This window comes from Streptomyces sp. NBC_00620, assembly GCF_026341825.1.
In the GTDB taxonomy this organism is placed as follows: domain Bacteria; phylum Actinomycetota; class Actinomycetes; order Streptomycetales; family Streptomycetaceae; genus Streptomyces.
Window position 1 is genome coordinate 2,652,469 of sequence record NZ_JAPENY010000002.1, and the last position, 12,840, is coordinate 2,665,308.

9 protein-coding genes are annotated in these 12,840 nt (G+C 68.3%); 7 read left to right on the forward strand and 2 right to left on the reverse strand.

Annotation, left to right across the window (positions count from 1 at the left end; all coding sequences use genetic code 11):
• The first annotated feature begins 12 nt into the window (after positions 1-12).
• The 5 genes from OG246_RS31210 to OG246_RS31230 all read left to right on the forward strand — a co-directional run bounded on the left by OG246_RS31210 (position 13) and on the right by OG246_RS31230 (position 7,664).
• Positions 13-945, forward strand: a complete 933-nt coding sequence (locus tag OG246_RS31210; RefSeq protein ID WP_266470676.1) for a carbohydrate ABC transporter permease — start codon at positions 13-15, stop codon at positions 943-945.
• Positions 942-1,868, forward strand: coding sequence for a carbohydrate ABC transporter permease (locus OG246_RS31215; protein ID WP_266470678.1), 927 nt, complete (start codon positions 942-944; stop codon positions 1,866-1,868). The genes OG246_RS31210 and OG246_RS31215 overlap by 4 nt, the downstream gene beginning before the upstream one ends.
• A gap of 78 nt (positions 1,869-1,946) precedes the next feature.
• Positions 1,947-3,785 (forward strand): carbohydrate-binding protein, encoded by a 1,839-nt coding sequence (locus OG246_RS31220; protein WP_266470681.1) that lies wholly within the window; start codon positions 1,947-1,949, stop codon positions 3,783-3,785.
• A 163-nt stretch (positions 3,786-3,948) separates the two neighbouring features.
• Positions 3,949-6,378, forward strand: a complete 2,430-nt coding sequence (locus OG246_RS31225; RefSeq protein ID WP_266470684.1) for a glycoside hydrolase N-terminal domain-containing protein — start codon at positions 3,949-3,951, stop codon at positions 6,376-6,378.
• Positions 6,375-7,664, forward strand: coding sequence for an SGNH/GDSL hydrolase family protein (locus OG246_RS31230; RefSeq protein WP_266470687.1), 1,290 nt, complete (start codon positions 6,375-6,377; stop codon positions 7,662-7,664). Before OG246_RS31225 ends, OG246_RS31230 begins: the two co-directional genes overlap by 4 nt.
• A gap of 25 nt (positions 7,665-7,689) precedes the next feature.
• On the opposite strand, the gene OG246_RS31235 is transcribed toward OG246_RS31230, so the two are convergent.
• Entirely contained in the window at positions 7,690-9,486 is a 1,797-nt protein-coding gene (locus tag OG246_RS31235) for a coagulation factor 5/8 type domain-containing protein (protein ID WP_266470690.1), read from the reverse strand.
• 443 nt (positions 9,487-9,929) lie between these two features.
• Between OG246_RS31235 and OG246_RS31240 the strand changes: the two genes are divergently transcribed.
• The gene (locus OG246_RS31240; protein ID WP_266470693.1) at positions 9,930-10,802 is read left to right on the forward strand and encodes a universal stress protein; all 873 of its coding nucleotides are present in this window, start codon (positions 9,930-9,932) and stop codon (positions 10,800-10,802) included.
• A gap of 52 nt (positions 10,803-10,854) precedes the next feature.
• On the opposite strand, the gene OG246_RS31245 is transcribed toward OG246_RS31240, so the two are convergent.
• Positions 10,855-11,409: a DinB family protein gene (locus OG246_RS31245; protein ID WP_266470696.1), complete on the reverse strand. Its 555-nt coding sequence runs from the start codon at positions 11,407-11,409 to the stop codon at positions 10,855-10,857.
• A 285-nt stretch (positions 11,410-11,694) separates the two neighbouring features.
• Between OG246_RS31245 and OG246_RS31250 the strand changes: the two genes are divergently transcribed.
• A complete protein-coding gene (locus OG246_RS31250) occupies positions 11,695-12,690 on the forward strand; it encodes a LacI family DNA-binding transcriptional regulator (RefSeq protein ID WP_266470699.1) in 996 nt (331 codons plus the stop codon).
• The last annotated feature ends 150 nt before the right edge of the window (positions 12,691-12,840 follow it).

Consider the following 12,840-nt stretch of genomic DNA (forward strand, 5'->3'; position numbering starts at 1 on the left):
GTCTCACGCACCGTGTCCTCCCTCCCCTCACCCCGTACGATCCGCAAGCGCGCCCGCAGTCTCGGCCGCGGTGACCGGATCTTCCTCACCGTCATCATCGGCATCCCCCTTGCCGCGCTGCTCTTCTTCGTCTGGCTGCCCGCACTGGCCTCGCTCGCGCTGTCCTTCACCACCTGGGACGGCATCGAACTGGCCGACATCCAGTGGATCGGCCTGGAGAACTACAAGGAGATCTTCACCAACTACCCGCCGTTCTGGCCCGCGGTGCAGCACAACGTGATCTGGCTGCTGTTCACGGCCCTGCTGCCCACGCCGTTCGGCATCTTCCTCGCCTACCAGCTGGACCGGAAGATCCGTTTCACGAAGTTCTACCAGACCGCGATCTTCCTGCCGATGGTGCTCTCCCTGGCCGTCGTCGGCTTCATCTGGGAGATCATCTACAACCCGGACACGGGACTTCTCAACGGCATCCTGAACGCCGCCGGAGACGGCAACCACATCGACTGGCTCGGCAACCCCGACCTCAACCTGTGGGCCGTGCTCGTCGCTTCGGCCTGGCGGCACACCGGCTACATCATGATCCTCTACCTGGCCGGCCTGAAGGGTTTCGACCCGGCGCTCAAGGAAGCCGCGGCGCTCGACGGCGCCAACGGCCGCCAGACCTTCCTGCGGGTGGTCTTCCCGGCCCTGAAACCGGTCAACATCATCATCCTGGTCGTCACGGTCATGGAGTCCCTGCGGGCCTTCGACATCGTGTACGTCCTCGGTGGCGGCGTCGGCAGCAAACCCGGCATGGAACTGCTCTCCCTCCTCATCACCGACAACATCATCGGCGAGTCCAGCCACATCGGTTACGGGTCCGCCCTCGCGGTCATCCTGCTCCTGGTCTCCCTTGCCGCCATCGGCACCTTCCTCGTCCAGACCGTCCGCAAGGAGGACCAGTGACCACGACCGTGCCGCGTCCGGCCTCCCGACTGCGGGCCCGGCGCGAATCCCAGGCCCAGGACGGCCCCTCGAAGCCCCGCAGCCAGGCAGGACGCCACGTGATGCTGGGCGGCATCGCCCTGCTCTGGCTCATCCCGCTGCTGTGGGCGATCTACACCTCGCTGCGTCCGTACTCGGACACCGCGAAGAACGGCTATCTCTCCTGGCCGCACAGCCTGAGCCTCGGCAACTTCACGGACGCCTGGGAACAGTCCGGGATGCCGCACTTCTTCTGGAACTCGGTCCTCATCACGGTCCCCGCGGTCCTGGGCACCCTGCTGTTCTCGGCGGCCGTCGCCTTCTTCGTCTCCCGCTTCGACTTCCGCTGGAACATCGTCCTGCTGATGCTGTTCACCGCGGGCAACCTGCTGCCGGCGCAGGTCCTCATCACCCCGCTGTACAAGCTGTATCTCCTCATCCCGCTGCCCTACTGGATGACGGACTCGCTGCTTATGTACAACTCGATCTGGGGCATCATCTTCATCCACATCGCCTACCAGTGCGGGTTCTGCACCTTCGTCCTCAGCAACTACATGAAGACGATCCCCAAGGAGATCTCCGAGGCGGCGCTGGTGGACGGCGCCCAGGTCTGGCGGCAGTTCTTCCAGATCATCCTGCCGCTGTGCCGCCCGGCGTTCGCGGCCCTCGCGACGCTCGAATCGATCTGGATCTACAACGACTTCTTCTGGCCGCTGGCACTCATCGAGACCGGCGACAAGCGCCCCATCACCTCGGCCCTGGCCAACCTCCAGGGCGCGTACTTCACCAATCCCAACCTCATCGCGGCCGGTGCGCTGATGACCGCGATCCCCACGCTGCTGGTGTACTTCGCGCTTCAGCGCCAGTTCATCAGCGGACTCACCATCGGCTCCGGAAAGGGCTGAGCCGCCGGAACGCAGGGGCTTGAGCCGCCCCGTGCCCCCAACCGTCCCGTTGACAACGTCGTCCTGGAGGTCGGACCCATGCGGTCATCGTCGTTCTTCACCATGCCCGGAGCCACCTCGCGCTCCGGCCGCCGCGCCATAAGATCGCTGCTCGTCATCGCCCTCACCGCGGGCGTCGCCACAGCCGTCCCGGCGGCTCAGGCGGACACGCCCACCGCGACTCCCGCCGCCACCGCCGCCGAGGTGGCCGCCAAGCCCTACATGGGCTGGTCGAGTTGGAGCATGCAGTCCTCGAAGTACCCGGGCCTCAACCCGGACGGCGACTACAGCTACCTCACCGAGGCGAACGTCCTGAAGCAGGCGGACGCCCTCGCCTCCAAGTTGAAGAACTACGGCTACGAGTACGTCAACATCGACGCCGGCTGGTGGATGGACAAGAACTGGAAGTCCGGGTTCGACCAGTACGGCCGGCAGACGCCCGACCCGGTCCGGTTCCCCAGCGGCATGAAGTCGGTCGCCGACCACATCCACTCCCTGGGCCTCAAGGCCGGCATCTACCTGCCCGTCGGTCTGGAGAAGGGCGCCTACAACGACGGCAAGACGCCGATCTGGAACGCCGAGAACTGCACCACCGCCGACATCGTCTACGGCGACCTGCGCACCACCAACGGCTGGGACAGCGCGTACAAGATCGACTTCTCGAAGCCGTGCGCGCAGAAGTACATCGACTCCCAGGCGCAGTTGTTCGCCGACTGGGGCTACGACTTCCTGAAGATCGACGGCGTGGGCCCGGGCTCGTTCAAGTCCGGTGACAACTACAACAACGTCGCCGACGTCGCCGCCTGGCAGAAGGCCATCGCCACCGCCGGGCGCCCGATCCACCTCGAGCTCTCCTGGTCGCTCGACATCAACTACGCCGCCGACTGGAAGAAGTACTCCAACGGCTGGCGCATCGACACCGACATCGAGTGCTACTGCAACACCCTTGTCACCTGGGAGAACTCGGTCGACAACCGGTGGGACGACGCCCCCGCGTGGAGCAACAAGGGGGGCCCGGGCGGCTGGAACGACCTCGACGCCCTCGACGTCGGCAACGGTGAGATGGACGGCCTCACCAAGGCCGAGCGGCAGAGCTACATGACCCTGTGGGCCATCAGCAAGTCGCCCCTCTACACCGGTGACGACCTCACCAAGCTGGACAGCTACGGCGTCTCCCTGCTCACCAACAAGGAAGTCATCGCCGTCGACCAGAGCGCCTCGCCCATCGCGCGGCCCGTCACCACGGTCAACAACGAGCAGGTCTGGGGCACCAAGAACGCCGACGGCAGCTACACCGTCGCCCTGTTCAACCTCGGCGACTCGCCTGCCTCCGTCACCGCCAACTGGGCTTCCTTCGGATTCACCGGCAACGCCTCCGTGCGCGACCTGTGGAACAAGTCGAACCTCGGCACCTACAAGAACAAGATCACCGCGGCGCTGCCCGCCCACGGCTCGCGGCTCTTCACCATCAAGCCCGCCGGCACCACCCTGGCGACCACGAGCTACGAGTCCGAGGACGCGGCCAACACCCTGTCGGGCAACGCCTCCGTGGCCGGCTGCGACGCCTGCTCGGGCGGCAAGAAGGTCGGCAACCTCTACACCGGCGGCAAGCTGCAGTTCAACAACGTCACGGTGAAGAAGGACGGGATCTACACCGTCAAGGTCGCCTACGTCAGCGGCGACGCCCGCTCGGTGAACGTCTTCTCCAACAGCGGCAACGGCACCAGCCAGAAGTTCCCCTCCACGGGTGACTGGAGCACCGCCGAGACCGTCAGCGTCCAGCTGGCACTGAAGGCGGGCACCAACACCATCACCTTCGACAGCGGCAGCGGATACGCCCCCGACATCGACAAGATCGTCGTTCCGCAGACCGTCTGACCTGCTTCCCGTGGGGCCCGGTGACCTGAACCCGGGCCCCACGGGGACCGGCCCCACGCCGACGGCCGCCTGCGGTGATTCCCCCACTCGCCGTTTCCGCAGCGGCCGTCCCCCCACCAGCCGTTCCTGCCTGAGCCGTTCTCGCACGAGCCGTTCCCTGGATATGGAGTGCCCCGTGGACATCAAGCGCACCGAATCACGCGACAACCCCCCCAGCCGCAGAGGCTTCCTGACCCTCGCCGCCGCTGCCGGCGCGGGCACCGCACTCGGCGTTCTGCCCGCCTTCACCGCTTCGGCGGCCCCGCTGCGCCCCACCGAGTCGCCCATGCTGGCCGCGGCCGACGCCGCGAAGAACCAGCTGTGGTGGGGGGCTCCCGGCTCCCCCAACTCGATGATCGAGAAGGGGCTGCCGGTAGGGAACGGGCGCCTCGGGGTCCTCGCGAGCAACGACCCCTCCAGCGAACTTCTGATGATCACCGACGCCACCATGTGGACCGGCCATCTCAACGACAAGCTGGACAGCGACGGCCAGTTCCCCTACGGCCGAGAGGACTTCGGATCCCTGACGCTGCTGGCCAAACTCACGGTCGCCATCCCCGACCACGACCTGGGCAACGTCAACAACTACCGCCGCACCCTCGACATGGCCCAGGGCCTGGTCGGCGCCTCGTACGACATCTCCGGCGTGACCTATTCGCGGCAGATCTTCGCCAGCCTCCCCGACGACGTCATCGTCCTGTACTTCTCCCAGCAGGGCGGCGGCACCTACACCGGCACCGTCTCCCTCGCCGGCACCCACGGCGAGTCCACCACGGCCAACAGCTCCGGGCGCTATGCGTCGTTCGGAGCCACCCTCGCCAACGGCCTCAAGTACGGCGCCGCCGTCACCGCCTACAGCAGCACGGGCAGGGTCAAGGTCGACGGTACGTCGATCAGCTTCAGCGGCTGCAAGACCCTCACCGTCGTCGTCAGCGGCGGCACCAACTACTCGCCCGACGGCGAGGCGGGGTTCCGCAATCCGTCCGTGGTGCCTGAGCGCCTGGCCAGGACCAAGGTCCTCGACGCGGCCGGCCACTCGGCGAGCACCCTGCTGCACACCCACGTCGCCGACTTCCGTCCCGAGTTCGAGCAGCTGGACATCAACCTCGGCACGTCGTCCGCCGCGCAGCGCGAGCTGGACACCTGGGAGCGGCTGCAGGCGCGCTACCGGGACGACGTTCCCGATCCCGAACTCGAGGCCGCCTACCTGCAGTTCGGCCGCTATCTGATGATCTCCGGATCGCGGGGCAGCCTGCCCATGGGCCTCCAGGGCCCGTGGCTTGACGGCAACGACCCGGACTGGATGGGCGACTACCACACCGACGTCAACATTCAGATGAACTACTGGATGGCCGACCGGGTGGGCGTGTCCGACTGCTTCGACGCCTACACGGACTACTGCGTCTCGCAGCTGCCCTCGTGGACGGACGTCACCCAGCGGCAGTTCAACGACCCCACCAACAGATTCCGCAACTCCAGCGGCAAGCTCGCCGGCTGGGCCGTGGCGTTCTCCACCAACCCCTACGGCGGAAGCGGCTGGTGGTGGCACCCGGCCGGCAACGCCTGGCTCTGCCAGAGCCTGTTCGAGCACTACGAGTACACCCAGGACCGCGCCTACCTCAAGAAGATCTACCCCCTGATCAAGGGCGCCGTGGAGTTCTGGGAGGCCCGCCTCATCACCACGACCGTCACCGACGCCTCCGGCGAAAAGCGCGAGGTCCTGATCGACGACAAGGACTGGTCGCCCGAGCACGGCCCGCAGGACGCCAAGGGCATGACCTACGCGCAGGAACTGGTGTGGGGCCTCTTCGGAAACTTCCACACCGCTTCCGAGCTGCTCGGCAAGGACGGCGCGTACCGGAAGACCATCGACGGTCTGCGCGAGCGCCTCTACCTGCCCGTGGTCAGCCCCACGAGCGGCTGGCTGGAGGAGTGGATGTCGCCCGACAACCTGGGCGAGACCACGCACCGGCACCTCTCGCCGCTCATCAACCTGTTCCCCGGAGACCGGATCCGTCCGGACGAATCGACGCCGAAGGAGATCCTGGACGGCGCGACGGCGCTCCTCACCGCGCGCGGCATGACCAGCTTCGGCTGGGCCCAAGCCTGGCGCGCCCTGTGCTGGGCGCGGCTGAAGGACGCGGAGAAGGCATACCGGCTCGTCGTCAACAACCTGAAGCCGTCGGTCAACGGAACCAACGGCAGCGCGATGAACCTCTTCGACATCTACGAGGTCGAGACGGGCCGCGGCATCTTCCAGATCGAAGCGAACTGCGGTACCCCCGCGGCGATCATCGAGATGCTGCTGTACTCGCGGCCCGGACACGTCGAGCTGCTGCCCGCGCTGCCCGCCGCCTGGGCGGCATCCGGCTCGGTGTCCGGCGTGGGCGTCCGCGGCGGCTTCGTGGCGGACCTCCGCTGGAAGAACGGCAAGGTCACCCAGTTGACGCTGAAGAGCGTCGGCGGCCGCACCACGACCCTCGTCGCGGGCGGCGCCTCGCGGAAGATCAGCCTCAAGTCCGGTGAGTCCGTCACACTGCGGAACCTCGGATGAGTGCCGCCTCGTACCGGCGCCGCACGGTGGGCGTCGTATCTGCGCTGATCATGGCGGTCTGCGGGCCGCTGACCGGCTCCTCGGTGGCACAGGCCCAGGTGCAGGCAGAGGCGGTGGCACAGAAGTCGCAGCCGGTGTCGCAGGCCCCTGCGTCCGCGGCGGCGGCCCCGGCCGCCGCGAAGGGCAAGCACTCGGTGGTCACCTGGGGTGCCAGCGCCGATCGGCAGAGCGCCGGTCCCGCCGACCGCAGTTACCGGTTGATCGTGCGCACCAGTGTCGGCGGCACGAACATGCAGATCCGGCTGTCCAACGCCTTCGGCGACAACCCGGTGACCTTCGCGAGCGCCTACGCGGGGCTACAGAAGCAGGGTGCGGAGCTGGTCCGCGGCTCCAACCGGCAGCTGTCCTTCGGCGGGGCCGCGTCCGTTACCGTCCCGGCCGGCGAGACCGTGCTCAGCGATCCGCTGCCTGGGAAGCTGGCCGCCCAGAGCAACCTGGTCGTCAGCCTGTACGTGACGGGCGCCCAGGGACCGACGACCGGTCACGGCATGGCCATGCAGACCAGCTACGCGACCGCGGGCGACCACGCCGCCGAGGAGGGCGCGGGCGCCTGGACCGATCCGATGGGGTCCTGGTACTGGCTCGACGCCGTCAACGTGGAGACCTCCGCGTCCATCGGCTCGGTGGTCGCTCTCGGCGACTCCATCACCGACGGCTGGCAGTCCAGCACCGACCTGAACCGGCGCTGGCCCGACTACCTCTCCCGTCGGCTCCAGGCGGCGGACACCCCCGTCAAGGGCGTCGCCAACGAAGGGATCTCCGGGAACAAGGTGCTCGCGGATGGCGCCGGGCAGAGCGCGCTGAACCGTCTGCAACGCGATGTGCTCTCCCATCCGGGCGTGCGCACCGTCTTCCTCTTCGAGGGCGTCAATGACATCAAGGCGCACTCGGGAGTCACGGCCCAGGACATGATCGACGGCTACCGGAAGATCATTGATCAGGCCCACGCGGCGGGCAAGTGCGTCGTCGGCTCGACCATCGCCCCCTTCAAGGGCTGGTACGAATGGGACACGGCGGCCGAGTCCGTACGCCTGGAGATCAACGAATTCGTGCGGAACAGCGGGGAGTTGGACGCTGTCACCGACTTCGACAAGATCCTGCGCAGCCCCTACGACCACGAAAGGATCTCGCCGTTCTTCGACAACGGCGATCACCTGCACCCCAATGATGTGGGGATGGGAGCGATGGCCGACGCGGTCGACATCGGGAGCCTGGCCTCCTGCTGAGGCCGGGCTCCCGAAAGCGGTGCGGTCAGGGGAAGTTGACCACCACCGACGGAACGGTGGTGTTGCCCGAGGTGGGCGAGCCCGTGTCGTTGATGACGCGCTCGTACTGCCCCTGGCCGCCCAGTGAGATGACCATGATGTTGTGGAACTTCACGTTCGCGTTGACCGGCGTCGCGAATCCGTGGTGCTGGAGGATCGTCGGGTCGACGTTGTAGTAGCAGTAGCTGCCCATGCCCCAGGCCTCGTGCGTGGTCACGGTGTCGGCGACCTTGTAGGCCGCGTACCCCTTGATCGCGCCGTTCTGGATGGCGGCCTGGTTCGGCGCGTCGTACGCCTTCTCGTTCTGGAAGAAGATCGTGCGGCCGCCCTGGCCGTACCACTGGACGTCGTACTTGTTGAAGTGCTCGACGAACAACCCGGTGGCCAGTACGTCGTTGCCGTTGACGCGGACGCCGTAGTCGGCCCGGTTGGTCTCCCAGCCGACTCCGGCGCCGTGGTCGGCGCGCCAGACCCAGGTGTGGTCGATGATCGTGTTGCGGCTGTTGACCACCATGCTGGTGGTGGCCTTGCCGGCGCCCGCGCCGCCGATGCGGATGAAGACGTCCTGCACGGTGGTCGGGTTGACGGAGTGGTTCGCCGAAGCGCCGGTGGGCCCGACCTCCAGCAGGGTGGCGGAGTTGACGGGACCGGCGTCGATGAGGAAGCCCGCGAGGCGGACGCCGTCGACATCGGCCACCTTGAGCGCGGTGACGCCGTTGTCCGGGATCAGGGTGGCGTAACCGAGGCCGAGCACCACGGTGTTGGCGCGGTTGACCTGGATCGGCTGGTCGAGGTGGTAGATCCCCGGCGTCAGCAGCAGGTGGAGGCCTTGGGTGAGCGCCTCGTTGAGGGTGGCGGCGGTGACACCGGGCTTGGCCACGTAGAACTGCGTCAACGCCAGTGACGTACCTCGCGGCGTGCCGCTGCCCCAGGTGGTGCCGCGCGAGTTGACCCGCTTCTCCGGCAGGAAGACGCGGTACTCCGTGCCGTTGAGGTAGAGGAACGGCTTCTCGCGGGAGATCGGCGTGGTGTTCAGCGTGGTGTACGGCGGGTTCGGGAAGGTCTGCGCGGGGGCTCCCTCGACGCCCGAGAACACCATGTTCCAGACGGCGTTGAGCCAGCCGCCCACAAAGCTGTCGCGGGTGTACCACTGCTGCTGCGAGTACGGACCGACCGTGCCGTCGACGCGGCTGTCGGCGATGTAGCCGCCGCTGGCCCAGCCGTAGCCGTTGGGGGAGAGGTTGAGGCCGCCCCTGACGTGCATGCGCCGGAAGGGGGCGGCCTGTGCGACGGCCCACCGGTTCGTGCCGTTGACGGGAGTGATCGCGAGGTTCTCCGCCGAACGCCAGAAGTTCTGCGTGGCGTTGCCGCCGAACCAGCCCGCGTCGACGGTGATGTCGCCGTTGATCGACGTGTCGTCCGGGGACAGGCCGAGGCCCGAGATCGAGGTGTAGAAGCCGAGTTGGGCGTTGAGCCCGTTGTAGGTGCCCGGCTTGAAGAGGAACTGGTAGCGGCCCGTGCCGAACTGGGCCGACTCCTGCTGCGCGAACACCTGGTCCAGTCTGGCCTGGATGCCCGGGGTCGAGGGGTCGAAGACGATGACGTTCGGGCCGAGGTCACCGCCGCCGGGCAGGGCGAGCGGCTTGACGGGTGCGGCGGATGCCGGTGTTGACAGGCCGAGCAGAGCGGGAGCGGCAGCCGCGGCGGCCATCGCTCCGAGAACGGACCGGCGAGCCGGTGTGGAGGGGCCGGAGTCCGAGGGGTCTGTGAAGGCAGAGGGCATGGGGGCAACTCTCCTGGTTCAGGAAGTGAACGATGGAAGGTGCGGGGAGCGCTCTCTTGCCGATGCATGCTTCATCCGCGTGAACCAGGCGTCAAGAGTTGTGACCGGGATCCCGGATGTTGTTGCGGAGTGAACAGTCAACTGGGCAACGTTGTGCGGTAGTTCATTCATGTATGGGACCTGTCGACCCCTGCTGCGGAGCGTCTGCCGCGTTCAAGAGGTGCGCGAAAGGTAAGCGCTGTCCGCCCCGCGACCCTCCGGCGCGCTCGCACCAGGACGCCCCGCGCGCCTTGTCCCGAGAGCGCTCTACGGCGCCGGAACGCCACGCCGTTAAGGTGCGGGGAAGAGTAGGCAGGCTCCCACGCTGGAGGATGTCACTCGGGAGGCCGACGGCTACAGCCATGCCGGCAGGACATGTGAGCCGGCGACAGAGAGGCGGACGAATGACGCACCCGATCACCGTGGGCGTGGACGGATCGGACGAGGGCGGGGCCGCTGCGGCGTGGGCGGGCAGGGAAGCCGTCCGGCGAGGACTGCCCCTGCGGGTGGTGTACGCCTGGCACGGGCAACCGCACCCACTGGCAGGCGGGCCGGACAGCGAGGAACAGGCGCGGTGGGCACAGGAGTTGGTGGAGGCCGCCGCCCGCACGGTCACCGAACGGCACGCGGACCTGTCCGTTTCGGCCGAGGTCCTGGAAGGCGGCGCCGTCGACTCGCTGGTCGCCGCGGCTTCGGACGCCGAGACACTGGTCCTCGGTTCACGCGGGCACGGAGCGATCGTCGGTTTCCTGATCGGCTCCGTCGGACAGCAGGTGATCGCCGAGGCCGCGGGCCCCGTCGTGCTGGTGCGCGCCGATGACAACGCCGCGTCCGAGGCGGCGGGCCGCGAGATCGTCGTAGGTCAGCAGGGCGGTCCGGACGACAGTGCCGCCGGCCTTCGGTTCGCCTTCGAGACGGCGGCGGCCCGCGGCGCCTCGGTGCGCGTCGTACGTGCGTGGAGCCTGCCGCCGCTGTTCACCTACAGCCCCGGCTCGTTGAAGCTGCTCGACGAGGCCGGGGGAATGGAACCCTTCGAGAAGAAGGCTCTCACCGAGGCGGTGCAGCCCTGGCGAGAGCAGTTTCCCGAGGTGCCCGTCACCGAGTACGTCGAGATGGGCAGCGCCGGACAGGTCTTGCTCTCGCTGGCCGCGCGGGCCCAGCTGATGGTCGTCCAGCGCCGCGCCGAACGCTCGGCCGTGGGAACCCGGATCGGATCGGTGGCCCACGCGGTGATGCACCACGCGCCGTGCCCCGTGGCGGTGGTCCCGCACTCCTGAGCAACTGCGGGAGGCGGCCTCAGGGCGGTAACACCTGAGTGCCGGCCGCGGCTCACAGGCCGACCGCTCCGTCGATGCGTTCGCGGAGCAGGTCGGCCTGGCCGTTGTGGCGGGCGTACTCCTCGATCATGTGGATCAGTACCCAGCGCAGTGACACCGCCCCGAGCCAGGAGTCGTGGCCCTCGACGTCCAGGCCGGGCGCTTCGGTGACGAAGCGTTCGGCGAACGCCACGTCGGCGTGCCAGGCCTCCCAGGCCGCGGTGACGAGCGCGGGATCGGGCATCGCGCCGTCGAAGTCCTCGTCGGGTTCGGCCTCGGTGGAGAACCGGGGCGGCGCTTCCTGCCCGGCCAGCACCTTCCGGAACCAGCGGCGTTCCACATCGGCGAGGTGCCGGACGAGTCCGAGGAGTGAAAGCGTCGAGGGCTCCACGGACCGCCGCGCCAACTCCGCACCCAGGCCCGCGCACTTGAGTTCCAGCGTCGCGCGCTGGGCCGCCAGCACGGAGACCAGCATGCGGCGTTCGTCCCCGGTGGTACGGGCGTTGAGGTGGCGGCGCTCCTGGTGCGGCGCGGTGAAGAAGTCGGCTCTTCGCTGTGGTCCGGTCATGCGCACGATTATCGGCGCCGGGCGGTGGAACTCGTCGAGGGGCGCTTCGACCAGGGGTGTTTCGGTCCCCGGCGGACTGTGCTGCCGGGTGCCCGGCGGCCTCCGACCGCGTTCAAGTCCCGTAGACAATGGCTGTGTTGGGCTCGAACCACGGCAGTTTTGGCGTGAACTATTGACGGCAACATGTCAGTCCGGTTGACTCGCCGCCCAGCGCCGGAACCGGTTCCGGAACCGGTACCGGTCCTGGGCGCGAAGGCGCGATCCCCGTGTTCCGGGAGGCAAGTCATGGCTGTGACCATCGCCGATGTGGCTCACGCGGCCGGCGTGAGCAAGACGACCGTGTCCCGGGTGCTGAACACCCGCGGCGAGGTCGACGCGTCGACGGCAGCCCGGGTCCGCGAGGTCATCGACCGCATGGGCTACGTGCCCAGTTCGGGCGCGGTCGGTCTTGCCCGGGGCAACAGCCGGACGGTGGGCATGCTGGTGCCCTCGCTGACCTGGCCGTGGATGGGCGAGGTACTGCAGGGCGTCGTCGACACCGTGGAGGCGGCCGACTTCGGCCTGCTGCTGTTCACCTGCAACCGGGGCACCGAGTCCGTGGCGCGCTTCACCAGCCAGGTGTCGGCGCGCGCGTTCGACGGGCTGCTCGTGGTGGAACCGGAGAACACTCTTGACATGCTGACGGCGCTGCATCGCGAGGGCCTGCCCGTCGTCCTCATCGACGACCGGGGACACCACCCGGAGTTCCCGTCCGTCACAGCCACCAACTTCGAAGGCGGGGCCTCGGCGGCCCGCCACCTCCTGGCCGATGGCCGGCGCAAGCCGATGGTGCTCACCGGGCCCGCACGGTTCGGCTGCGTACGCGACCGGCTCGCCGGGTTCCGCGCCACCTTCGCCGAGCGCGGCATCGCGCTCGACCTGGTCGTCGAGGGCGACTTCACCGAGACCGACGGCCGCGCGACCGTGCGCCGACTGCTCGCCGAGGGACGGGAGTTCGACGCGGTCTTCGCGCACAACGACCTCGCGGCCGTGGGCGTGATGGGCGCCCTGCGGGACGCCGGGATCCGCGTGCCGGAGGACGTCGCCGTGATCGGCTTCGACGACATCCCGATGGCTCCGCACACCGAGCCGTCACTGAGCACGGTCCGTCAGCCCATGCGGGAGATGGGGGAGACGGCCGCACGCATGCTCCTCACGCGCCTCGCGGGCGAGGAGATCTCGACCGCTCCCGTCGTCCTGCCGACGGAAATGATCACGCGCCGGTCGGCGCCGGCGGCCTAGCCCGCCGCCGAGCACCCCACGCACTGCCGGGCGGAGACCACCGGCAGCACCAGAGCACGTCGACGTCCGAGCTTCCGGCACCACAGGAAGCCGACTTCGGCGAACCACGCACACCCGCACGGAGCACTGGCACCCCCAACTCCCTTAGGA

Coding starts and splice junctions, on each gene's coding strand:
- OG246_RS31230 (WP_266470687.1), top strand. CDS start 6,375: ATGAGTGCCGCCTCGTACCGGCGCCGCACGGTGGGCGTCGTATCTGCG.
- OG246_RS31220 (WP_266470681.1), top strand. CDS start 1,947: ATGCGGTCATCGTCGTTCTTCACCATGCCCGGAGCCACCTCGCGCTCC.
- OG246_RS31250 (WP_266470699.1), top strand. CDS start 11,695: ATGGCTGTGACCATCGCCGATGTGGCTCACGCGGCCGGCGTGAGCAAG.
- OG246_RS31240 (WP_266470693.1), top strand. CDS start 9,930: ATGACGCACCCGATCACCGTGGGCGTGGACGGATCGGACGAGGGCGGG.
- OG246_RS31235 (WP_266470690.1), bottom strand. CDS start 9,486: ATGCCCTCTGCCTTCACAGACCCCTCGGACTCCGGCCCCTCCACACCG.
- OG246_RS31225 (WP_266470684.1), top strand. CDS start 3,949: ATGGAGTGCCCCGTGGACATCAAGCGCACCGAATCACGCGACAACCCC.
- OG246_RS31245 (WP_266470696.1), bottom strand. CDS start 11,409: ATGACCGGACCACAGCGAAGAGCCGACTTCTTCACCGCGCCGCACCAG.